The following is a 24,126-nucleotide window of genomic DNA, read 5'->3' as shown; positions in this document are numbered from 1 at the left end:
CATTCACATATATCTTTTTTAAACTCAAGTTTACATTCCATAACATGAATAGAAGCAATAATAAAAATAATTATACACTTTAAAATTACTTGAATAATTTTCATATAATCAATCTAGGTACTATGTAGCTATACAGCATTAAACCTTTGTCGGTAAGATAGATATTTTCATCTAGTCTAATTAAGTCTAACGCTTGATAATGCTTAAGATTATTCATATCTAAAATATTCTCTAATTTCGTGTTTAATTTCTGCTCTAATGTAGAAATATTTATACCTTTGCTAAGGCGTAAACCCATCATTAGCATTTCTTCAATAATCTCTTGATGTGTTAAATTAGTATTAGTTTGAATACCAACATTTTTTGTTTTAACCGCATCTAACCATTTTTCAGGTTTATGCCACATCATAATTGCCGATACCGAACTTGAGGATTCAATGATTCTACTATGAGCTCCGGGGCCTATACCTAAATAGCTATTATAATTCCAATAAGTTAAATTATGCAAACATTCATACCCTATCATAGCATAATTGGATATTTCATATCTAAAATACTTTTTAGATTCTAGATAATGATTAGTCCATTCATACATTTCAGCTGCCGCATCTGAATGCGGCAAAATCAGATTACCCTCCTTAAATAATTTATAACACGGCGTACCTTTTTCGATAGTCAATTGATAAAGAGAAATATGTGAGGTAGCGAGCTGCATAGCTTGTTTTAATTCTTCTTGCCAGTCTTTTAATGTCTGACCGCTACGTGCATATATTAAATCAAATGACACTCGTAGAAAAATCGTATTTGCCGCCTCAATTGTTTTAATGGCCTGCATACAATCATGAGTTCTACCTAATTTTTTTAAATCGTCCTCTTTTAAGGATTGCACTCCTATTGAAATACGATTAATTCCGGCGGCTTTGAATGCTTTAAATTTTTCAGTTTCAAATGATGTGGGATTAGTTTCTAGAGTTATCTCGGTTTGATTATCAATAATTGCTAGATTACTGATTTTATTTATTATTCCTTCAACTATTACAGGATTCATTAAAGAGGGAGTACCGCCCCCAAAAAAAATAGATTTTATATATTTATTTTGAATAATATCCTTAAAATATTCAATTTCAGTTTCATAAGATTTAAGCCACTGATTATGATCTATAGTACTTGCTACATGAGAATTAAAATCACAATACGGACATTTGGACAAACAAAAAGGCCAATGAATATAAATACTTAAATCATTAGCCATAACTCTCATATTTTGTATTTTTGCTAGTGCTAACTTAGGTTTTGTGGACATTGCTAAAAAGATTTAATTTTGGTTATTTTTTGCTACAAATTATAAGATTTTTTTGAAATATGAATAACTATTTCTACAAAAATCTTATTAATTTTCGCTAAAAAAGACCTCAAAATAGCAAATCAATTAGCAATGTCTACAAAACCTAGCATTTTCTTTGATGTTATTCAAGGTGTATGATAAAACACTATTCTAATTCAAAGAAAACTTTAAATAAAGCTTTTAATTTAATAGATATTATTAAAATAATAAAAAAAATTACCCACTATTTTATAATTTTTTGTGTTCAAGCTATGGGAAGTAATAATGAACAAATATATAACCCAAAAAACACTAAATTTCTAGAAAAAACTGAAGCTCTAAAATGGGCAAAAGAGCGTACTGATAAAACAGCAAAGGCTTGCCAATCTATGCCTACTTATAAGGTAGTTAAGAAAGAACCAGAATCTGTTTGCTATGATCAAAGAAACACTCCTTTTGGTGCTATACGTAAAGGTTACGTGTATAATTTTTGGATGGATTATAAAAACCCGCAAGGGTTATGGCGTAGGACATTGGTTGAGAATTACTCGAAAGATAAACCAAAGTGGGAAGTTCTAATCGATTTTGATACATTATCCAAAAAACTCGGTAAAAAAGTAATGTATAGAGGTGGGAGTGATTGTTTTCAAAATCCTAATCGTTTCTTAATTACCATGTCATTTGGCGGTAAGGATGAGATGTTTTTTAGAGCATGAGATTTAGAGAAAAAGATTTTGTAAAAAATGGTTTTGAACCAAAAACAAGTAGCGGGAAATTACTAGAAGGTAAATTTACTGTCCCTACTTGGGTTGATCAAGATACTATTATATTGATCCAGTTTTGCATCAAGAGGAAGTGACTGACTCTTTATATCCTAGCTTGCTCTACATATGGAAGCGAGGAGAACCTATAGAGAAAGCCAAAAAACTATTTGAAATACCAAAGAATTATATACGTGTATCAGCCAGTAAACTTTTACCGATAATATTTCTTCATCTTTAATATTTATATCTGCAAATAAGGCTTTTTATAATTACGATAATTATATTTTAGATACTAAAGATGAGAGCTTAAAATTACAAAAAATAAATATGCCATCGATGCAATACCTGAAGGTTCTTTTAAAGCATATGTATTTTGGCTACTGCATTCCGGATTGGCAATTTAAAGATAGTAATATAGAACAGGTTCACTTGTTGCCATACACTACGCTGATCTTCTAAAAGAAGATAGCGATAAAGCTAGCTTAAAAATATTATTTACCCCAACAGAGAGGGAAGTATTGTATTGTGTAGGAATGACTAAAGATACGGTATTTTTAACTAGCTATGAGAATGTTATTTTCAAAAGTAGTAACATTTACATTAGAAAATCATGAATGGACAAAACCGGTAACTTTACTATCTTATGAAAATACAATTTTTGGTATGTTGTCTGATGATGAGGAAGAAGATGCATTAATTACTATAGAAAATTCTATAGTTCCTCCCACTATCTATTTATGGGATAAAACTCATGAATTAAAAGTTATTAGAAAGCCTTTATATCCGTTTGATAGCAAAAATTATGTTGTAGATCAAAAGGAAGCTACAAGCTCGGATGGAGTTAAAATACCATATTTTATTGTCTATAAAAAAGGTACAAAGATTGTAAGAATCCAACATTACTTGAAGCATACAGCGGTTTTCAAGTAATCAACTCTCCATATTTCTCTCGCATGGAAAATGAAGTATGGGTTAAACATAGCGGGGTTAGTGTTCTTGCTAATATTAGAGGTGGCGGAGAGTTTTGGTCCTGAGTGGCATAAGGCGACTCAAGGAATAAAACGTCAAACCGGCTTGAATGATTTTATTGCAGTAGCAGAGGATTTAATAAAGCAAAATATTACTAGTCCTGAGTATTTAGGAATTAAAGGAGGAAGTAACGGCGGATTGCTAGTAAGTGTTGCAATGACACAGCGTCCTGATTTATTTGGAGCTATAGCATGTGAAGTGCCGATACTTGATACGATACGATATAAAGAATTCGGAGCAGGACATTCATGGGGTACAGAATATAGTGATCCAAAGTAGAAGATTTAGTACATATCAAAAAATATGCACCGCTAGAGAATTTATCTTTAACGCAAAAATACCAAGCTGTGTTAATTACAGATTTCAGTATTAGAGCAGCGTGTACACCCATGACATGGAAGAATTTTTGAGTATGTGCTTGAGAAAAACCCAAATACTAAAACTTACTTTCTAGGAAGTGTAGATAGTGGGCATGGTAGTGGGAGTGATTTAAAAGATAGTGCCAATTATTTGATCAATATTTATACATTTTTTGCAAATGCTTTGAAATTAAAAATTAATTAAATTTAATACTAGGTCAATATGTGTTACTTATTATACTACTGGATAGTTTAAAAAAAACCATCGATGTCATTCCTGCGAAGACACATGGGTGTCAACTTAAGGAAAAGGTCACCCCGTGGCTTGACCACAGGATCCATATAATTTTAGTATTTTTAACTGGATCCCGCAATCAAGTCGGCATTGTTGCATGGATCGGAAAACCTACTCGATGTCATTCCCGCATAGGCGGGAATCCAGAAAAATAACTTCAATATTGCTACAGAAGTTACATACTTGATAAAATAACCATACAAACACTTGTTTTTATATGCTTGACTGGATTTCCGCTTCGCAGGAATGACATAATGTAGATATAATATAAATTCAAGAAAACAATTTTCCAATTCCGCTATGTAATAGATTTTTAGGATTCATTTTACTGGCTTTTTTCATTATCTCGCTTATTTGTTTATATTGCTTTAGCAAAATATTTACCTTTTGTACCGTAGTTCCTGCTCCAACAGCTATACGTTTCCTACGAGAAGCATTAATTATATCGGGATTTTTACGTTCTTTTGGCGTCATAGATAAAATAATTGCTTCTTGATGTTCAATTATTTTACTATTTAATTTTGATTGATCTATTTGATCCATAATTTTACCACTACCCGGTAACATACTAAGTATACTTCCAAAACCTCCCATTTTTTTTATACTTCTCATTTGCTGAAGATAATCATTTAAATCAAACTTACCCTTTTTTAATTTAGCTGCCGTTTTTTCGGCTTCTTCTCTATCAACAATACTAGCTGCTTTTTCAACAAAAGAGATAATATCACCCATATCCAGTATTCGAGAAGCTAAACGTTCAGCATCGAATTCTTCTAAATCAATTAGGTTTTCACCGCTACTTAAAAATTTAATCGGCTTTTTAGTAATATATTTTACACTGAGTGCTGCACCACCCTTGGAATCGCCATCAATTCTAGATAAAATTAATCCTGAAATTGCTAACTTTTCATTAAAACTACTTGCCGTAACTACTGCATCCTGCCCTGTCATACTGTCGATTACTAACAAAGTTTCTGTAGGCTCCACTATCTTTTTTATTGCAAGCGCTTCCTCCATCATCGCTTTATCAATTTGTGTACGACCTGCCGTATCATAAATTACGACATCATAAGCAGAAATTTTAGCCTCGGCAATAGCTCTTTTGACAATATCGAGGGGTTTCTCACCTTGCACAATAGGTAATGAATTAATCTGTACTGAGTTTGCAAGTATAGCGAGTTGCTCTTGTGCGGCCGGTCTGTAAGTATCCAAAGAAACAAGTAAAACTTTCTTATTTTGATTTCTAAGCCGTAAAGCAAGCTTACTACTCGCCGTAGTTTTACCACTCCCTTGCAGCCCTACCATTAGGAAATTTACGGGCGGCTTTGAATTTAAATTTAGCTTTGTCTCACTTTTACTTGAAGCTAAGAGATTGATCATCTCTTCATGGATAATTTTAATTATCATCTGTCCAGGTGAAACAGACTTAATAACCTCCTGCCCTAAAGCTTTCTGTTTAACTTCCGCTATAAAATCTTTTATCACCGGTAATGCAACATCTGACTCTAAAAGAGCCACTCTTATATCCCGCATAGCAGCATCTATTTGGGCTTCCGTCAAAATGCCTGAGCTAACTAGCTTATCAAAAATCTTCGTTAAATTTTGTGTTAAAGTTTTAAACATGCAAATAATTTAATTTATAAAGTTCCTAAAACCTAATATATACTACGAGTAAATGAACAATAGTCAAAATAAAACATAAATTAAATTTATATTCTAGAGGGAAGCCGCTTTCTATCTTGAATATCTATTAACTATAAAAAAAAAGAGTATCTCAATATATTTTGTTGTTTTATGGATAACATAGAAAGGAACGTAGTGATATCGTGTTAATTACTAGAAAACTCATTCACCACTAATATATAACTTGTTTTTAAGTCCAAATCATAATCAATGGTATTATATATTAACTTTTTTATGTCGGTAAATTTTTGCAGTAAATATGAAGGGTGTCTATTTGATAGTTTATTAAAAATCTTATTTTCCAAATCTAGAAGTTCAATATTAACGTTGGCAGATTTTTTAAGGATTCTATTCATTAATAATAATAAATTATCAATAAAATCTAGCCATAATTCTCGGTCTTTAGTAGTAAAGCGATGAATAAAATCTAACGTTTTGTTATCTGCTATCGACTGAATAAACTCGGAATATAATTCGTTTTTAGTATGATGGATAGATGATCTAACATTAATTTTAAAACATCTTGATCTAATTGTAGAAATAATACTTGCAGCTCTTGAAGTAATTAAAAAAATGTAACTATTCTTTGGTGCATCTTCAAGAATTTTTAAGCATGAATTCGCTGCATTCAAATTCATAAGCTCTGCCGAATAAATTATTGCAACTTTATAACCTGAAATTGCAGAAGTTTTACTTAAGAAGTCTTGTAATTTTCTTATTTGTTCAATAGAAATATTTTTAGCATTAGATGTAGCTGAAGTTTCCCTAGCGATGAAATGATAATCAGGATTGTTGTCAAGAGGAATGCTATTCTTAAAAAGCTTAATATATATAAACTCTTCTAAATCTTTTAAAGCTTGCTCTATATTTTCGGCTTCGATAAGCCAACTATTGTATAGCTTATTATGTTTTAAGTTAAACTCTAGGCGTTCAATTATCAATGGTTGTAATATCATTATGAATTGTACTTAAGAAGTATTCTATATCATTCCGGCTTTTGCAGAGCATTATTGCATGAGCTGGTTTTTCTAGTGTCACCCCGCAAGCGTGTAACGGGGTTCGGAAATTATTAGTACTGTAAATACGTTACTTCTTTTAATTACAAGCTTCTTTCATTTTTCTTCCGGCTCTAAAAGTAGGTTGATTGTAAGCATCTATTTGCATTTTTGCTCCGGTTTTTGGGTTACGACCCTCACGTGCTTTTCTATGATGTATTTCAAATGAACCGAAACCTGTTATATTAATATTATGGTGGCTCTTTATAGCACTAATCACACTATCAAGAACTAAATTAAGTGCTTTCTCGGCTTCAGCTTTTGTTAATGTTTTATGTGAAGCATGTTTATGATTATGACCATGATCGGTCATAAATGCTATAAACTCGGTTTTATTCATTTTTTTTGGTTCTTTTGTGTTATGTGTACTCATAATAAAATCAATTCTCCTTTGATAGGTTAATATGTATTGATGTTTTTTTCTAAAACAATATATACAACTGGCAATAATATACATCAATATATTTTTTATGTAAGTTAATTATAACAAACTACCCACATACTGCAAATGCCAGTTATTTACAAAATTTAAAATATATACGTTATTATATTAATTTATAGAAAAATGTAGCCATTTTACATCAGTTATACTGTTAAAACTATCTTAATCAAGTAATTAAAGTGAAAATTTATCGTTAAAACCCTAATTTATTATCAGTAGTAAATTACAAAAACTAATTTTCTACTCTATAAAAAATTATAAGTTTTTTAATAAAAAACAATATATACTTAATTTACATAAAAAGTGGAAACTGTCTTTCACCTTTTATATAGAATATTTCTAACCGAATAGCAGATTATGTAATAATTCACTATGCACATTAATTTAGAATAAAATTTTTAATCCAATGTTATTGTCTAAAATTTGTATTAAACGCCCTGTCTTTGCTACAGTTTTGAATTTGGTTATCGTAGCTCTTGGAGCAATTTTTTTTACCAAACTACAAATTAGAGGTACTCCGGATATTTCAGTTCCTATTATAAATGTCGAAGCTCATTATGCAGGTGCCGATGCCTTATATATGGAGCAAGAAATAACGACACGTATAGAAAAAGCTTTAAAGACGGTTAAAAATTTAGATTATATAACTTCTCAAAGTTCTACCGGCGAAAGTAGTATTACTTTATCGTTTCTATTATCTACCGATATTGAAGTAGCACTAAACGATGTCCGCGCCAAAATATCGGATATCACTTATATGTTCCCGCAAGATATGAAAACCCCGTCAGTTACAAAACTTGATGCCGATAGTTTCCCAAGCCTCTTCATAAGCATTGAAAGTGATCAATATAGCGATTTAGAATTAACAAAGATCGTCGAAGATAATCTACAAACACCGTTAGATAAACTTGAAAGCGTAGGACAGTCACAAATTTACGGCGGTCGGGAATATATAATGAGAATAGAACCCGATTCTAAAAAATTATATCAACATAAAATTTCTTTATTGGAGATTGAATCCGCAATAAAAGAGCAAAACAAAGATTATCCCGCAGGTACGATTAAAACAAAAAGCAATAATTTTATAGTAACTCTTGCAGGTTCTTTATCTACACCGGAAGAATTCGGTAATATTATTCTAAAAGTACAAAACGGAAGTATCATAAAATTACGAGATATAGCAAAAATATCTTTAACTTCTCCCGATGAGGACATAATTTTTAGATATAACGGCAAAAGCGCTATTGCCCTTGGTCTTATAAAAGAATCAAAAGCTAACGTCATAGATTTATCACATGAAGTAACTAAAGCACTAGAAAGAATTAAAGAATACATGCCCAAAGGAATAAGCATGGGTATCGCATATGATGCAGCAACACCTGTAAAAGCATCAATTTATGCAGTATTTCAAACAATTTTTGAAGCTTTAATATTAGTAGTTTTAGTCACTTATTTATTTCTTGCTTCTGCTAAAATTACCTTAATTCCGTTTGTAACAATTCCGGTATCGTTGATCGGTACTTTTAGCGTAATGTATGCTTTTGGATTTTCTATTAATATATTTACGCTCCTTGCTATGATACTTGCTATAGGTTTAGTGGTCGATGATGCGATAGTTATGCTTGAAAACATTTTTAGATATAATGAAATGGGGCATAAACCCATGGAAGCGGCTATGCTTGCTTCTAAAGAAATCGGCTTTGCAATCATTGCTATGACTATTACGCTTGCTGCCGTATTTTTACCCGTGGGTTTTATAGAGGGTTTTATCGGGAAATTATTTATTGAATTTGCTTGGACTTTAGCATTTTGTGTTTTGTTCTCAGGATTTGTTGCTTTAACTTTAACTCCTATGATGTCAAGTCGTATGGTTACAAAACATAATACGGACTTACCAAAATTCTTAGTAAAGTTTAACGACATTCTACAATTTATTCAAAATAAATATATTTACTATCTAAAGCTAACTTTTGACAATCAAAAGAAATTTGTCATCATTATTGCATCATCATTTATAGTGCTGATTATTAGTTTTAAATTTACTCAAAAAATTTTCGTACCCCACGAAGATGATGGATTCTTACAAGTTTCTCTTAAAGGTCCTGAAGGTTCTAATTTAGAATCTTCTACTAAAGTAGTGAAAGAAGCCGAAAAAATCCTTGCTAATTATAAAGATATATTAGGTTATCTGATGGTAATAGGTGCAGGCGGTAGCGATAACGTTTTTGGATTCATTCCTCTAAAAAATTGGGGTGAGCGTTCTTGTTCCCAAGAAACTATTAAGAATATGTTAAATAAGCAGTTTTCTGAAATACCGGGCATGTCGATTTACGCTATGGATCCACGTTCAATGGTTAGCGGGAATGCAAGTAGCCCTATCGAGTTTACTATTCAAACGAACCTTGAATATGATGATCTAGATAAAATATCACAACAATTTATTGATATAATGAAAACAAATCCTATTTTCTTAAACGTCAATAGAAATTTACAATCGGCAACGCCGACTATAAGTATAGAAGTCAACCGTGATAAGGCTTATTTATACGGAATGGATTTGGCAAATATAGGCAAAACGGTACAATATTTACTTGCAGGTCAACAAATCGGGCATTTTAGAATGAGTAATGATTTATATGACGTTATATTACAATTTAATCAAAAAGATCGAAAAGATATTAGCGATTTTAGTAAAATTTTAATCAGAGCAAAAAATAATAATATGTTACCGCTTGAATTGATAGCCAATATTACGGAAAAAATATCAGTAAAATCATATAGTCATTATAATAATTCAAAGTCCGTTACCATTTCTTCCGATCTTGCTCCTGACAGAAAAATTGATGATGCAATTAATGAAATCAATAAAATAGCCGCTAAGTTACTTGATCCTAGTAATACTATAATTGAATATATCGGAGAAATTAAACAAATGAGAGAGGCAGACAGTAATATGCTTATAACATTTGTGTTTGCTCTTATATTTATCTATTTAGTGCTTGCAGCTCAATTTGAAAGCTTTACTGACCCTTTATTAATATTACTCGCCGTACCTTTCTCAATAACCGGTGGTGTACTTGCTCTCTGGCTTGCCGGTAATAGCCTTAATATGTATAGTAATATCGGACTTATTACTTTAATTGGATTAATTACTAAGAATTCTATTATGATAGTAGAATTTGCTAATCAGCTAAGAGCAAAAGGAGTAAAGGTTCAAGAAGCTATAATAGAATCCTCAAAACTTCGCTTGCGTCCAATTCTTATGACTACTCTTGCTGCCGTAGTCGGAGCTTTACCTCTAGTTTTTGCAGACGGGGCCAGTGCTGCTGCTCGTAATTCTATAGGCTTTGTAATAGTTGGAGGATTAAGCATCGGTACTATATTTACAATTTTTGTTATACCTGTAATATATCACACTTTTAAGAAGGATTAATAAATTATAGAATTATAAAATTTAGTAGACATATAGCTCAAAATGAGGAATGATTATTTTACGTTAGTTTTATTGCATGGTTCGGAAAACGCATGTAGTGTCATCCCGAGGCCTCGCCACGGGATCCAAAAATGTAACTCATAATACTAGTGTAATTTTAGTATTTTAACTGGACCCCGCTATCAAGTTGTGGGATGACAGAGGTATGAGCCACACAACAAGATCTTTTACGTTTAACTAAAAGGAGATTAAATATGTTAATAAATACTTCTAATAATCCACTTATTACTACTGTACATTTATTATCTTCTATAGGTGCTATAAATTGGGGCTTAGTCGGATTATTTAATTTTAATTTAGTAACACTTTTATTTGGCTCATTTCCAATTATTGTTACAATACTTTATATAATTATAGGCTTTTGTGGTGTATATTCTTTCCTTTGTTTAGGTAAGCTATTTTGTAAACCCGGAATAGAAAAGGCGAAGTAACTCTACCTTTTCGTCATTGCGAGCAGCCGTAGGCTGCGTGGCAATCTCATGAAATCATAACAAACTCCTGAGATTGCTTCGTCAATTGCTATGCAATTTCCTCGCAATGACTCCTAACAACCTCACTTGTGCTATAGCAGTTATTGCTGCTGTTTCAGCACGTAATATATTACTTCCTAAACTTATAGATTTTGTATTCTTATATGAGGCAAGAAGTTCCAGCTCATCATTAGTAAAGCCTCCCTCCGGTCCTACAATAATAGTTATATCACTATTACTAAGTGATGATGAAATTCGTAATATAGAATTTTCTTCTTTTTCATGTTCATTAGCATATAACATCAAATTATTATTCTTTTTTAGGTAATCTTGTATTGTGATAGCTTTTTCAATTATCGGGGGAGTAAGACGTTCTGATTGCTCTGTTGCCTCAATAACACATTTTGTTAAACGTTCGATATTTACCGACCTAAATTGACACCACCTAGTAATTAACGGAATAATTTTAGTTATACCGAGTTGCGTAGCCATATTTATTGCAAGCATTAATTTATCTTGCTTTATTATAGCAACAGCAAGAGTTAACGTAGATTCTGTATAAGGCTTTTTTAACTGTTCTTTAAGTCTAACCGATAGGTTATTTTTACCTATATCGTTAATTTGTGCTAGAAATTCTCCATCCGTACCGTTAAAGAGACGTAAGCCATCATTTACTTTAAGACGTAGCACCGTTTTGACATAATGAACATGATGATCACTTGCTAATTCTATCTTGCTATTTTCAGCTAAACGACTATTAATATAAATACGGTTATATTTCATATATTTAGTACTATGGACGATAAAAAAGATAATAGACATCTTTCCAAACCAGCTTATAGAGAGGAATGTACAGGAGACACGGAACGCAGCACTACAGCGTATATGGACATACGTGAGGATGTGAGTACCGGATCGACGTCTAAATTACCTCTAGAAGCGAAGTTTGTAAAGATATCTAATAATATATCAGAAAAAGAAAATTTACCAAAAGAAAAAGAAATTGGCGGTGTTAAAGGTCTAGAACCGACAAGATACGGGGACTGGCAGCATAAAGGTAAAGTCACAGATTTCTAATGCCTTGCCTTCAACACACTAAAATTTTACCCTATAAACCGCAAGAATTGTTTGATTTGGTCTGGGATGTAAAATCTTATCCTAAATTCCTGCCTTGGTGTTCTGCTTCTAGAATTATTTCAGAAAATAATCAAGAGGTTATTGCTGAATTAGTAATTCAGTTAAAAGGCTTTTTAGAAAAATATAACTCACGAGTTACAAGCGAAATAACAGATGATGGAATATATTTGATTAATACGGTAGCTATTTCAGGACCTTTTGAATATTTAAAAAGTACTTGGCAATTTGTTCCATGCACGGCAGGAACTGCATTAAAATTCTTTATTGATTTTAAAATGAAATCCGTAATACTGGATAAATTAATCGGCACTTATTTTACCAAAGCAACCGAAAAAATGATTATAGCTTTCGAAAGGAGAGCTAAAGAGGTTATTAAATAAAAAAGAGTAAGGTTATAGATCTATAACCTTACTCTTTAGAAAGTTTTGTATTTAGTTACTAGGCAATATCAGATATATATCCTGCATCTCCCTCATCTCCTAAGATTTGAGTTTGATCACCATTAAGATTATTATAATCAAAGCTATAAAACTGCTCTTCTTGTTCTGCACTAGTACTGGAAGTATGATAATTAAATAATTCTTCATAAGCTTCATTTATTTCAGCATATTTCTGTATTTCTTTTGCAAGTTCTACTACTTTATTTTGTATAGCTTTTTCTGTACCATGCCATAACTTACTTGTAAAATTTGGCTTGTATTCTGCTAATTGGTTATTTTTGTAATTTTCTCTCTTTACAACAGTTTCTAAACTTAAAGCTTTTTCAATATCGTCACTTGAATAGCCCTTTTGTATTAGCTGCTGAATAATACAAGCATGTAAAGGAAGAATACTAGTATCTAGAACTAATTTATTTGTATATTGTCCTTTCACGCCAGGTATTGGCTGATATAACACACGATCTGTTGATTCTACTATTTCATAGCCACCATTACATTTGTAACCAACGCCGTCTCCCGTTAAACTTAAGGTTGGTACGCGAGTTATTACATTAGATATTATCTTAGCGTTTGTTCCTTCAATATATTTACCGGTAAATTTATCTATACCGTTTTTATCTATAGCAGTACCATATACAAAACTTTCTAACCCCGAAGTAGCCAAATACTCTTCAACTTTAGTTACTTCATGAGCTTGAGTAAAAAGCTTTATTTTTTCATTACTCTCCATAATGCCTTTTGCCCCATAACTAGTACCAAAAACACCCCATGTTATTAAAGGTATTTTGCTTAACCAACTACTAAATGAAAACAAACTACTTATTCCTACAAAAAAGCTTCCTGATGCTAATTTTGTATAAAAACTACAATCTTCTTGTGCTTTTTCTATTAAAGATAAGTAAGTAATCGGTTTATTACTTCTGAATAAGTTTTGTATTAATAATTTCAACATAGTCTATCTCCTAATTTAAATCACCATATTTCATGGTTGTAAATGCATTATATAACAAAAGTAATCAAATATCAATCCTTTATTTAATAATAGATTAATCTTTGACTTGACATTTTTTAGAAAAAACCATATTTTATGGTAATATTGATCAAAAAGAGGTAGATATGCCTACGTACAAAAATTCTAAACATATTAGCACTAAAAAGCTTGCTTATATAGGTTTAGACCTCGCATATAAAACAGATGATTTAAATATTTATAAGCTAAACGCATCAAAGGTCAATGAACAATTAACAGATAGCGGCTGGGAAATACTGACTGCTTCATGTGATAATATCAACACTGCTAAATATGCTTATAAAGCCGTCGCATTTATAAATAAAGACACTAAAGAAGTTCATATTGCTAGTGCCGGCACAAAATTCAATATATATGATTTATTAGACGACTTGCTTATCGCGCTGCACTACTTACCTACTAAACTAACTCCAATTCAGGATTTTGTTAATGAAATAATTAACAAATTAGGCGGCTTAAGTAAAGCCACAGAATATAGTTTTAATACTAGTGGTCATTCACTTGGAGCAATCATTGCAGATTTAACCTTAGTAGAAATACATTCTCGCAACCTACATTTTAATAAATCTACAACTTTTGATAGCCCTGGCTCAAAACCGATAATTGAAAGAGGCATAGAAAAAAATTTATTTACCGGAAAAGTAACAACTCCAATAAAAGAGCTAGCTACCCATTCTAAGATATATAATGCAAAACATAATCTTATTAATATTACTAATAAGCATTTTGGACAAACAACAATGGTACTTCCTGGTAAAAAAACAACACTATCACAATCAGAAGAATGGGCATCATATTTATATAATTTTGCCAAACAAAAAGTTACAAAATATCTAGGAATTAATGGAATAGTCGAAGGCTTTGAAGAAATCATAGCTGGAATCAGTAAACATGGACTTGTTAATTTTTCTGATTTGAAACAGAATATTACTTTAACCATAGATGATTGGGAAGCAGCAACACCAAAATATGCTAAAAATACTCTAAATTTAAAAAATAATTTATATAATCAAATAGTTGAAACTGAAACCGGAGCTAATTTAGTTGGGATGTATAATAATTTTCAAAGCTGCAATCAAGAATATGCTCAGGAAGTCCAAACAACAGGAGATATAAGTAATTATCATCTATATCCTCTAATATGTTAAATAAAAAAATAAATTTATAGGCAGAAATCACTTTTCGCCTTTCATATTCATTATTTCTTATTTAGAGCAACTAAATAGATTTCCGTAGATTCACTGCGGCTGGATGAAGGTTTAAAATGTTTCACTGTTTTAAATTCACGCTTTACTTTATATAATAATTCATTTTCTGCACCGCCACGAAAAATTTTAGCAATAAAATGACCGGAGGGTTTTAGTACTTTTAAAGCAAATTCAAAAGCTTGCTCACATAAAAGTAAGGTTCTTATATGGTCTGTAGCTTTATGACCTATGGTATTTGATGCCATATCACTCATTACTATATCAGCTCTACCGTCTAAAGCCTGAATAATTAATTCTTCCGTATCTGCTTCAAAAAAGTCTTTTTGAACAAATTCAACTCCAGCAACATGTTCAATTTCTAACACATCGATAGAGATTATTTTATTATTTAGGTTATTATCCGAAGCTTTAATCAGCTTGGAAGCTACTTGACTCCATCCCCCAGGAGCTGCTCCTAAATCAACAATTTTCATGTTAGGAGTAAAAAGTTTAAATTTTTCATGAATTTCAAGTAGTTTATATGCAGCTCTCGACCTAAAGCCGTCCATACGTGCTTTTGCAACATACGGATCGTTTAATTGGCGTCTAAGCCAATTACTAGAAGAGACGGTGCGTTTTTTAGAAGTCTTAACTCTAACGAATTTATTTCTATAACCGCTTAAATTATTTGTCATAAAATCTTTTATACTTATAAATAAATGAAGAATAAGCAGACTAAGTTTAATCTGGAAAAGAGCAAGGAATCCACAAGATGAGGCACAAAAGCCGTTAATAATACTTGAGTACCACAGTACTTATAGCCAATTTTTCAAATTAAACGAATATGCTCTTTTGCTATTTTATCTAATACAGAATTAACAAAACCAATTTCATGCTCATTTAACATATCATTTGCTATGTCCGTATATTCGTTGATTACTACTTTAGCAGGCGTAGTAGGACAAAACAATAGCTCACATATACTAACACGCAATAAAGCTCGGAGTAAGATCGGCATATGTGCAGGATCTTTATCATTTGTTAAATGATTGTCGATAATTTCGTCTAATTTATGAATATTTTCAAATACTGACTTTACCAGCATTTTAAAATGACTTATACTTAATGATATTTTTAAATTCTCAGGTAAATCTGTTATAGAATTATTATTTTGATAAAAAGAAAGTACATTTTGCATGATATCATCCATATCGTCGTTATTTTGCAATATGTTTTGATAAATAGCTTGCACTGCTGCAATACGTGCAATCGACTTTTTATTAATTTTATTTGAACTCATAGAGAAAAGAAATTTAAAATTTAATTTTCGTCAATGCGTAAGGTGATATGGCGTGATGTCATTCCCGTGAAAGCGGGAATCCAGTAATTCAAAAACATAAATACTATTAGTTTTTAAAACTAATACATTTGGATTACTTCATTTTTTTTCTGTGGATTCCCGCTTTCGCGGGAATGACATCGGAAACCAAGGAGCAACGTCCACTCACAACGACGAAATGATATCTATAACCTTACAATGTATACCTTAAAATAATTTATTAGTAAACTTATAAAATTTTTATGCTCTCTATAATAGGATTTATTATAACAATTAGTATCTTGGTATTTATCCATGAATTTGGACATTATTGTATTGCTAGATATTTTAATGTAAAAGTTGAGGAGTTCTCGATAGGTTTCGGTAAAGCACTAATAGGCATTACCGATAAAAAAGGAGTTAGGTGGAAGATTTGCCTTATACCGCTTGGCGGTTATGTCAAGATTTACGGCTATGATCGCAACCTTATGGATAAGACTAAAGAAGTTAACGAAAAAGTAGCTTTTGATGCTAAATCTTGTTTAGAACGTTTTTTAATCGTTGCAGCAGGTCCGTTAATTAATTATTTACTTGCCATAATAATATTTGCAGGTTTTTATTGTTACTTTGGAAAAACAGAGATTCCTCCTATAATAGGTAATGTAGTAGCTTCATCACCGGCAGAGAGAGCAGACTTAAGAGCAGGAGATAAAATTGTTAAGGTTAACGATAAATCTGTTAAAGATTTCGGGGACGTGCAAAGAGAGATATTAATTAACGGTTTTAGCTCTTCTACTTTAACCATAGAAAGAAAAAGTGAGGAATTTATCGTTAATATAATGCCTCAAGAAATAATTATATCACCTCCCGAAGAAAAGCAAGTTAAGAAAACTCTTCGCATCGGTATTATAGCTAAAAATGAACCTATTAATACTAAAATAGGAATTTTAGGAGGATTATGGGAAGCTATTAATACTACTATAGATATGTCTGCTTTAACTCTAAACGCAATATCGCAAATGATTGTAGGAAAACGTTCATTCGATGAAATAGGAGGGCCGATAGCTATTGCTAAAGAGTCAGGCAAATCTATAGCTGGTGGAACCCAAATGTATCTGTTATTTATAGCAATGCTTTCCGTTAATTTAGGATTACTTAACTTACTACCTATACCGGTGCTTGACGGCGGACATTTAGTATTTATATTATATGAAGCAATTACAGGTAAATTACCGCATCCTAAGACTAAAAATATTTTGTTACAATTAGGAGCAATAATCATAATTTTTCTTATTATAATTGCTGTTTCCAACGATATACAAAATTTGTTTTCCTAAATTATAGATTTGCTTGCTCTCGTTTATATTATCTACTATAGTGGAGTACATTAATTATGTTTGAATGCATTAGTTAGGAGAACTTTGTATTATTCTTAGCTAAAAGCGGAAATCCAGTTCTTTGTCATACCGCGACTTGAACGCGGTATCTAATTTATTATTTTTACCGTGGTCAAGCCACGGGATGACATTGGGTTTAAACACAGAAATTTAAATTAAATCTTAAAGAAGGTTTTAGGTGACAATCAGATCAATTAGTAAGTTAACAATTTTATTATTAACGATTTTTTATTATCATATTTCATTAGCTGACTCTGTAATTCGTAAAATAACTATCGAAGGTAATCATAGGGTTGAGCGTTCTACTATTGAGAGCTATTTAAAGCTTAAGGTAGGAGAAACCTATAATAATTCTAAAGAAGATGAGGTAATAAAACGTTTATATGCCACCTCACTTTTTAGAAGTATAAATATGCATATAACAAATGATGGTAATTTAATAGTTAACGTTACTGAAACGCCTTTTATAAGTAGTGTAGTATTTAGCGGTAATTCTAAAATCAAAACTAATATGCTCGCTAAAGAAATTTACACAATGTCGGGTGAATCTCTTAGCCAAGCTAAAATTGAATTAGATGTAAAGAAAATATTAGAAATTTATAAACGTAGCGGACGTTTTGCTACTACGGTAACACCTAAAATCGAAAATTTAGAAAACAACAGAGTTAAGGTTATTTTTGATATAGCAGAAGGACCAAAAACCGGTATTAACTATATTTATTTTAGCGGTAATGAAAATTATAGTGATTCAGAACTTAAATCTATTGTTTTAACTAAAGAATCTCGTTGGTTTCGTTTTTTAGAAAGTAACGATACTTACGATCCTGATAGAATGGAGTATGATAAAGAATTACTGAGAGAGTTTTATCAATCTGTAGGTTTTGCAGATTTTAGAGTAATTTCGGCATCGGCAGAACTCAATAATACTAAAGAATATTTCACCCTTACCTATTCCATTGAAGAGGGAGAAAAATATAGCTTCGGTAATATTACAATAGACAATAAATTAACTAATATAGATATAACACCGCTTAATAAAATTGTTAATATTAAGCAAGGCAAGGTTTTCAATATGAAAAAGGTTGATGATATAGCTGAAAAAATCGGAGAATATTTTACAGCGAACGGTTACCCTGCGGTAAATGTTTATCCGGATATAATGAAAAATGCTAATCATACTGCAGATATTAAATTTATTATTGAAAAAGCCGATAAGGTTTATATTAATAAAATTAATATTATTAATAACCTTAAAACCGAAGACCCTGTTATAAGAAGAGAATTTAAAATAGAAGAAGGTGATATAATTAATCGTTCATATATTGAAAAAGGTGAGCGTAATCTTAGAAATTTAGATTATTTTGAGAAAGTAGCAATTAGCTTAGCTCCGACTAAAGCTAAAGATAAATATGATGTTAACGTTGAAGTTGATGAAAAATCTACTTCCTCTATAGGTTTTGATTTAGGATATAATACTGCCGGCGGTTTATTCGGACGTTTCTCTTTCTTAGAGCGTAATTTAGTCGGTACCGGGAAACTGCTTAATGCCGGTGTGCAAATAAGTAAAAACAATACAAGCTATTACGGTGGTATTACCGCACCGCACTTTTTAGATCGTGATTTATCACTTGGCGTAAACACATTTAGCAACTATACCGGACGCGGTGCTAGTGTATTAAATACAACTGATCAAAGCTATAAGTTACACTCTATAGGAGTCAAAACTTCTCTTGGTTATGAAATTAAAGAGGATTTAGGTCACGAAATAGATTATTTAATCAAACGTGATATTTTAAGTGCTCCAACTCCATCAAGCTCAATATTCTTAAAGGAGCAAATGGGCAGATTCATTACTTCTGCTATAGGACATACTATTACTTATGATCAAACCGATAATAAAATTGTTCCAAAGAACGGTTATTTAGTAAGTGGCACACAAGAATTTGCCGGCGTTGGAGGTGATAACAAATATATAAAGCATGAAGTTGACGGTAAATATTATAAATCTTTCATACATAACAAGCTTACTTTAAAATTATCTGCTTCCGGAGGCGATATTGCAGGCCTTGGAGGAAAAATTATTAGAATTTCCGATCGCTTTAATTTAGGTGATTATAGTTTAAGAGGCTTTGCAAGCGGTGGTGTAGGACCTCGTGAAAAGGTCACTAACGAAGGACTTGGTGGTGAGCGATATTACACATTCTCAACAGAGCTTAATTTCCCAACACCTATACCTGAGGAATTTAATTTAACCGGTACAGTCTTTATGGATTTAGGAAGCGTTTGGAAAGTAGGCCTAAATAAGAAACAATATCAAACTCCAAACGGTTTTTATAACGATAAATCTCTTAGAGCTTCCATTGGTTTCGGCTTTATTTGGGTAACACGTTTTGCACCAATCAGAATGGATTGGGGTTTCCCGGTTAAGAAGAAGAAATATGACGATACGCAGCATTTCCATTTAAGATTTTCGACGCATTTATAAAGATGTCTCATTGTCACCCCGTGGCTTGACCACGGGATCCAATTAAGGATGCTAGTCTTTTAGCATTTTAAAATTTTTTATTGGATTGCCACGCTCCTTGTCAGTCGTCGCTCGCAATGATGAAACATGTCTCGTAGGAATCCGTATCTCAACATAATATAATCATATTTCAGCCGATGTAGCTCAGCTGGTAGAGCGGCGCATTCGTAATGCGTAGGTCTGGGGTTCAAATCCCCACATTGGCACCATCTTCTAAATAAAACTATAGCCCTATTTGTGATAGGCGTGGTAGAACCTGATATACTAATAATGTGTAGAAAAACGCTTTCGTGTCATACCGTGGCTTGACCACGATATCCAAAAAAATAACTTAAAATACTAATCATTTATTATCACCCTCAATTCAAGTGGTCAAAAAGTCCAGCATCTAAAGAACCTAAAGCGGTTTTAAAAAATGCTTATAAAATAAGTAATGATACTGAAAAACTTATTGCTGTTGATATAAAAAATGACCAGTTTGTAATATTTGATAATACAAGTGGTAATGTAGCTCATGTAAGGACATATCAAGAAATAGAGAGAGATGCTGTTTTAAAAAATAACCTAATCACAACAAAAATATGCAAATAAGGTAATAAAAACTTTAATGAAACCTCGAAGCGGTATAAATTATTAGAATAACAAAATGAAATAAACAATGACAGATAAATTATGGTATGCAAAAATAAATGAAGAAGATGCATATATCAGAAAAACACTTCAAGAATATATAGATTTATATTTCTTTGATTCTGTAGAATTTAAAGCAGTAGAAGATATAACCTTAGAAAATTTAGGTGAATTTTTAGAAGTAATGTTAAAACATTATCAACAATATCATTTTTTAGGCGAATTATATGATACTGGAGAAATATTAGAAGAATATTTCGATTATGTTTTTATGGATGATGAAAAATATATACATTATCCTAAATATTCTAAAGAGGATAGACGTAATTTAGGTTGGTTATTGATAGTAACTTATATACAAATGTGTAATCCAAGACTATTTCCAGAAGATGTCCCGCATTTAATAGAATTTTTACACGCTAAAGATGGAGAAGTGACAAAGGCTCAAGAAAAGCTAAATACCTACCTTGCCCAATTTGATTTAATGAAAAGACAAGATGAAGATTACAGATGCTGGGAAGCAATCACGAAAGAACGTCAGCAAGCTATAGCAGAAAATAAACCTTTACCAATAAGACCTATGAGTATTGAACTATCAAAATGCTTGAAAGCTTGAAGTGGGAAACTTTTTTAAGACCATCATAGAGCTAGCGAAAGCATCGGGAGTACAGCTGGCAAAGATGATAGCGATAGAGAAAGTAACGGAACTTGCAGTAAATGCTGTAAATAACAACGCACCATCTGGTTTAGGGCAGAAGATAGAGAATAAAATAGCGGGGAGCGTTACTCCAACTTTAAATTCTAATAACGGGATATTGCTAAGTGCTTACAGTCGTTTAGAGCAGGACGGTAACAAGAGAATATGACGCCATTCGTGATTCCCTGAGCCAAAATAAATATAGGCCAGATTGCAGCAACTGCGGTAATGCACTTTATTAACCGCAAGGTCACCTGAGTATTTTAAACTGGATCTCGCTACAAATGAGCTAGGATGACAGGGTGGAATTAATCCATGCAACAACACCAATGCTACACGGAAATGACAATAAGGTCTTTTTAAGCATGGGGTAAAACAAAACTACATTTTTTAGGTAATTCCATTATATTTTGTAAAGAATTATAAGTTGTTGCTAAAAAATAATATATACCTAGCTTTATATAAAAAGTGAAAGCCAATTGTCACCTTTTATATTCAACTTCTTAAGCCGAATAGCAGATTATGTAATAGTTCGCTATTTGTGTTAATTAACTATTATCTTTTTTCTTGGAGGAATATAGATTGTTTCATCTTCAGCATGCGAAATCTTTTCTAAAAGTCCGATAAAACGGTCGTTATTAGGTACTAGCTTTACTATCGCCCACCCCTCTTCTATTGATTTCTTTATGCGTTCTATATCAGATTTATGCTCTGAAAAAGATATAACTTTTTGTGCTGGGTTTTGCATATTGATAAATCAATTATAGTTGGATTAGTATTATAGTAAATATTTTTAATAAATCAATCACATATTTATTATTTGCTAAATATAAATAAAATGATTACCATATATTATGTCTTGTCTACTTATATCCTAATCAATAGTTTAATTAAAAATTAAAAGTTGTACGATGATTTTTTATTTTAAACATATATGTCACTTATTAACTTTATTTAATTTAAACTGTATAATTTAATTATGTCAAATAATAATTTACAACCGCCTGCTCTTTCTAAAAAGCAATTATTTGCTTTTTTTGGTATGATTGTCGGCATGTTTATGTCGGTACTTGATATTCAAATTGTCGCTAGCTCATTATCCGTAATAGCTGCCGGTCTTGCCGCTTCAAGCGATGAACTTTCTTGGGTTCAAACATCGTACTTAATAGCTGAAGTTATCATTATTCCTATTACCGGCTTTTTAGTAAGGTTACTTACTACTAGAATTTCTTATTTTATTGCAGCTTTAGGGTTTACGGTTATGAGCGTATTATGTTCGCTTGCAACTAATATTGAATCCATGATTATCTTTAGAGCATTACAAGGCTTTTTTGGCGGTGCTATGATACCGACGGTCTTTAGTACCGTTTTTATACTTTTTCCTGCATCGCAACGTCCTATCGTTACTATCTTAATTGGACTTGTCGTAACTGTTGCACCTACTTTAGGACCTACACTCGGTGGATATATTACGGAGATTTTATCATGGCATTTTATGTTTTTATTAAACGTCATACCCGGTATTTTCGTATGTACGGTAGTTTTTTTATATGGGGATTTTGATAAACCAAATTATAAATTACTGAAAAATTTTGATTTTCTCGGTATATTATTAATGGCTTTAACGCTTGGCTTATTACAGTATGTGTTAGAAGAAGGAAACAAAAAAGGTTGGCTTGAGGATAATTTAATATTATTCTTAAGTATTACAGTAGTTTTAGGTTTTATTTTATTAATCATTAGAGAACTAACCTTTATTAATCCAATTTTAGACTTAAAAACATTTCTTTATAAAGACTTTACTTTTGGTTGCCTTTATTCGTTCGTTATGGGTATCGGATTATACGGAACAGTATATATATTACCGCTATTTCTCTGTACTATTGCCGGATATGATACATTACAAATCGGGGCTACTATGATGGTGACGGGCGGAGCACAATTTTTATCTGCACCACTCGCCGGTAGAATGTTAGGGTTAGGGGTAGATTTACGCCTGATGCTTATTATAGGTCTTGGAGGGTTTGCTCTTGGATGTCATTTAAATAGTTTTCTAACGCCTGATTCTAAATTTGCTGCATTTGTGCTTCCTCAATTTGTTAGAGGGCTTTCATTAATGTTTTGTTTTATACCGACTAATAATATAGCTCTTGGCAATATACCGAAAGAAAGAGTAGGTAACGCTAGCGGGCTTTATAATCTTACTCGTAATTTAGGAGGAGCGGTAGGGCTTGCAATAATCAGTACTATACTTACTAATGATACTAAAACCTTTATGCAATATTTATCGGAAAATATCTCGTCTACTTCTATAATGGCATTAGAACAACTAGATTCTTATACTGAATTATTAAGCGGAAAAGTTTTAAATCCCGAAAAAGCATCATATTTGTTATTAGCAAACAAATTAAATCATGATGCTTTTGTAATTGCAATAAATAATATATTTAATATGATAGGGCTGTTATTTGTATTTATAATGCTACTAATACCTTTTACTTCAAATATCAAATTAACCGAAAATGTTAATGCTCACTAAAATTAAATTTATATTATATTTTCCTTGGTTATTATTAGAAATATGGAAATCGGCTTTCGCGGTTATTAAAATAATTTGGCAAAGAAAGATAGGAATAGAACCAGTTTTTGAATGGGTTGACGCAGAAGGGCTAGAAGAAATAGGCGAAATAATTTATGGTAATTCGATTACTCTAACTCCAGGTACAGTAACACTTGATATAAATAATAATATGTTATTAGTGCATGCACTCAATAAGTCATCGATTACCGACCTACAAAGAGGTATAATGATTAAAAAAATTAAGCAGATATTAAAAACAACTTGAAGCAGA

General features: G+C 31.7%; 22 protein-coding genes, 1 tRNA gene and 1 pseudogene. 15 read left to right on the top strand and 9 right to left on the bottom strand.

Annotated elements, in window-relative coordinates; translation table 11 throughout:
• Positions 1-100: 100 nt before the first annotated feature.
• Positions 101-1,303, bottom strand: coding sequence for a radical SAM family heme chaperone HemW (gene hemW, locus RAF_RS01150; RefSeq protein WP_012719439.1), 1,203 nt, complete (start codon positions 1,301-1,303; stop codon positions 101-103).
• 176 nt (positions 1,304-1,479) lie between these two features.
• Between hemW and RAF_RS10495 the strand changes: the two genes are divergently transcribed.
• From RAF_RS10495 to RAF_RS10485, 3 genes are all read left to right on the top strand, one after another.
• The gene (locus tag RAF_RS10495) at positions 1,480-2,040 is read left to right on the top strand and encodes a S9 family peptidase (RefSeq protein WP_041471803.1); all 561 of its coding nucleotides are present in this window, start codon (positions 1,480-1,482) and stop codon (positions 2,038-2,040) included.
• Positions 2,041-2,652: 612 nt separating this feature from the next.
• A complete protein-coding gene (locus RAF_RS10490) occupies positions 2,653-3,018 on the top strand; it encodes a prolyl oligopeptidase family protein (RefSeq protein ID WP_004996570.1) in 366 nt (121 codons plus the stop codon).
• Positions 3,019-3,084: 66 nt separating this feature from the next.
• Positions 3,085-3,396: a prolyl oligopeptidase family serine peptidase gene (locus RAF_RS10485; RefSeq protein WP_327203428.1), complete on the top strand. Its 312-nt coding sequence runs from the start codon at positions 3,085-3,087 to the stop codon at positions 3,394-3,396.
• Between the two features lie 648 nt (positions 3,397-4,044).
• Here RAF_RS10485 and ffh read toward each other — a convergent pair.
• The 3 genes from ffh to RAF_RS01110 all read right to left on the bottom strand — a co-directional run bounded on the left by ffh (position 4,045) and on the right by RAF_RS01110 (position 6,882).
• Positions 4,045-5,394 carry a signal recognition particle protein gene (ffh, locus tag RAF_RS01120; protein ID WP_012719438.1) on the bottom strand — a complete coding sequence of 450 codons (1,350 nt, stop codon included), beginning with the start codon at positions 5,392-5,394 and terminating at the stop codon, positions 4,045-4,047.
• Between the two features lie 206 nt (positions 5,395-5,600).
• Entirely contained in the window at positions 5,601-6,410 is an 810-nt protein-coding gene (locus RAF_RS01115; RefSeq protein ID WP_010976879.1) for a DNA polymerase III subunit delta', read from the bottom strand.
• A gap of 139 nt (positions 6,411-6,549) precedes the next feature.
• Complete coding sequence (locus RAF_RS01110; protein WP_041471801.1) at positions 6,550-6,882, bottom strand: HU family DNA-binding protein; 333 nt, start codon at positions 6,880-6,882, stop codon at positions 6,550-6,552.
• 475 nt (positions 6,883-7,357) lie between these two features.
• Between RAF_RS01110 and RAF_RS01105 the strand changes: the two genes are divergently transcribed.
• Together RAF_RS01105 and RAF_RS01100 are read left to right on the top strand one after the other, a co-directional pair.
• On the top strand, positions 7,358-10,384 hold the full coding sequence (locus RAF_RS01105; protein WP_012719435.1) for an efflux RND transporter permease subunit: 3,027 nt from the start codon (positions 7,358-7,360) through the stop codon (positions 10,382-10,384).
• 254 nt (positions 10,385-10,638) lie between these two features.
• On the top strand, positions 10,639-10,875 hold the full coding sequence (locus RAF_RS01100) for a DUF378 domain-containing protein (protein WP_012150427.1): 237 nt from the start codon (positions 10,639-10,641) through the stop codon (positions 10,873-10,875).
• 88 nt (positions 10,876-10,963) lie between these two features.
• On the opposite strand, the pseudogene RAF_RS01095 reads toward RAF_RS01100, so the two are convergent.
• A pseudogene (locus RAF_RS01095) lies at positions 10,964-11,697 on the bottom strand (16S rRNA (uracil(1498)-N(3))-methyltransferase).
• A gap of 12 nt (positions 11,698-11,709) precedes the next feature.
• Between RAF_RS01095 and RAF_RS01090 the strand changes: the two are divergent.
• Both RAF_RS01090 and RAF_RS01085 read left to right on the top strand, forming a co-directional pair.
• Positions 11,710-11,991 (top strand): DUF1674 domain-containing protein, encoded by a 282-nt coding sequence (locus RAF_RS01090; RefSeq protein ID WP_004996593.1) that lies wholly within the window; start codon positions 11,710-11,712, stop codon positions 11,989-11,991.
• Complete coding sequence (locus RAF_RS01085; protein ID WP_012719433.1) at positions 11,991-12,431, top strand: type II toxin-antitoxin system RatA family toxin; 441 nt, start codon at positions 11,991-11,993, stop codon at positions 12,429-12,431. Before RAF_RS01090 ends, RAF_RS01085 begins: the two co-directional genes overlap by 1 nt.
• A gap of 58 nt (positions 12,432-12,489) precedes the next feature.
• Here RAF_RS01085 and RAF_RS01080 read toward each other — a convergent pair whose 3' ends face one another.
• Positions 12,490-13,443 (bottom strand): hypothetical protein, encoded by a 954-nt coding sequence (locus tag RAF_RS01080; RefSeq protein ID WP_012719432.1) that lies wholly within the window; start codon positions 13,441-13,443, stop codon positions 12,490-12,492.
• A gap of 164 nt (positions 13,444-13,607) precedes the next feature.
• Between RAF_RS01080 and RAF_RS01075 the strand changes: the two genes are divergently transcribed.
• Positions 13,608-14,669 (top strand): hypothetical protein, encoded by a 1,062-nt coding sequence (locus tag RAF_RS01075; RefSeq protein WP_012719431.1) that lies wholly within the window; start codon positions 13,608-13,610, stop codon positions 14,667-14,669.
• A 50-nt stretch (positions 14,670-14,719) separates the two neighbouring features.
• On the opposite strand, the gene RAF_RS01070 is transcribed toward RAF_RS01075, so the two are convergent.
• Positions 14,720-15,403 carry an RlmE family RNA methyltransferase gene (locus tag RAF_RS01070; protein WP_012719430.1) on the bottom strand — a complete coding sequence of 228 codons (684 nt, stop codon included), beginning with the start codon at positions 15,401-15,403 and terminating at the stop codon, positions 14,720-14,722.
• A 134-nt stretch (positions 15,404-15,537) separates the two neighbouring features.
• Positions 15,538-16,008, bottom strand: a complete 471-nt coding sequence (gene nusB, locus RAF_RS01065; protein WP_004996600.1) for a transcription antitermination factor NusB — start codon at positions 16,006-16,008, stop codon at positions 15,538-15,540.
• Positions 16,009-16,289: 281 nt separating this feature from the next.
• On the opposite strand from nusB, the gene rseP reads away from it, so the two are divergent.
• The 5 genes from rseP (at position 16,290) to RAF_RS01040 (ending at position 21,443) form a co-directional block, all read left to right on the top strand.
• On the top strand, positions 16,290-17,363 hold the full coding sequence (gene rseP, locus RAF_RS01060) for an RIP metalloprotease RseP (protein WP_012719429.1): 1,074 nt from the start codon (positions 16,290-16,292) through the stop codon (positions 17,361-17,363).
• A gap of 238 nt (positions 17,364-17,601) precedes the next feature.
• Entirely contained in the window at positions 17,602-19,908 is a 2,307-nt protein-coding gene (gene bamA, locus RAF_RS01055; protein WP_012719428.1) for an outer membrane protein assembly factor BamA, read from the top strand.
• A 172-nt stretch (positions 19,909-20,080) separates the two neighbouring features.
• Positions 20,081-20,156: transfer RNA gene (locus RAF_RS01050), tRNA-Thr, on the top strand.
• A 449-nt stretch (positions 20,157-20,605) separates the two neighbouring features.
• Positions 20,606-21,193: a hypothetical protein gene (locus RAF_RS01045; protein ID WP_012719427.1), complete on the top strand. Its 588-nt coding sequence runs from the start codon at positions 20,606-20,608 to the stop codon at positions 21,191-21,193.
• Between the two features lie 64 nt (positions 21,194-21,257).
• Positions 21,258-21,443 carry a hypothetical protein gene (locus RAF_RS01040; protein ID WP_041471800.1) on the top strand — a complete coding sequence of 62 codons (186 nt, stop codon included), beginning with the start codon at positions 21,258-21,260 and terminating at the stop codon, positions 21,441-21,443.
• Between the two features lie 375 nt (positions 21,444-21,818).
• Here the strand turns inward: RAF_RS01040 and RAF_RS01035 are convergent, their stop codons facing one another.
• Positions 21,819-22,022, bottom strand: coding sequence for a DUF2674 domain-containing protein (locus tag RAF_RS01035; RefSeq protein WP_004996604.1), 204 nt, complete (start codon positions 22,020-22,022; stop codon positions 21,819-21,821).
• Positions 22,023-22,253: 231 nt separating this feature from the next.
• On the opposite strand from RAF_RS01035, the gene RAF_RS01030 reads away from it, so the two are divergent.
• Together RAF_RS01030 and RAF_RS01025 are read left to right on the top strand one after the other, a co-directional pair.
• Positions 22,254-23,813 (top strand): DHA2 family efflux MFS transporter permease subunit, encoded by a 1,560-nt coding sequence (locus RAF_RS01030; protein WP_012719425.1) that lies wholly within the window; start codon positions 22,254-22,256, stop codon positions 23,811-23,813.
• The gene (locus RAF_RS01025; protein WP_004996606.1) at positions 23,797-24,120 is read left to right on the top strand and encodes a monovalent cation/H+ antiporter subunit E; all 324 of its coding nucleotides are present in this window, start codon (positions 23,797-23,799) and stop codon (positions 24,118-24,120) included. The genes RAF_RS01030 and RAF_RS01025 overlap by 17 nt, the downstream gene beginning before the upstream one ends.
• Positions 24,121-24,126: the final 6 nt, after the last annotated feature.

The sequence above is a fragment of the Rickettsia africae ESF-5 genome, from assembly GCF_000023005.1.
GTDB classification, from domain to species: domain Bacteria; phylum Pseudomonadota; class Alphaproteobacteria; order Rickettsiales; family Rickettsiaceae; genus Rickettsia; species Rickettsia rickettsii.
This window is presented reverse-complemented; position numbering and strand designations above follow the sequence as displayed.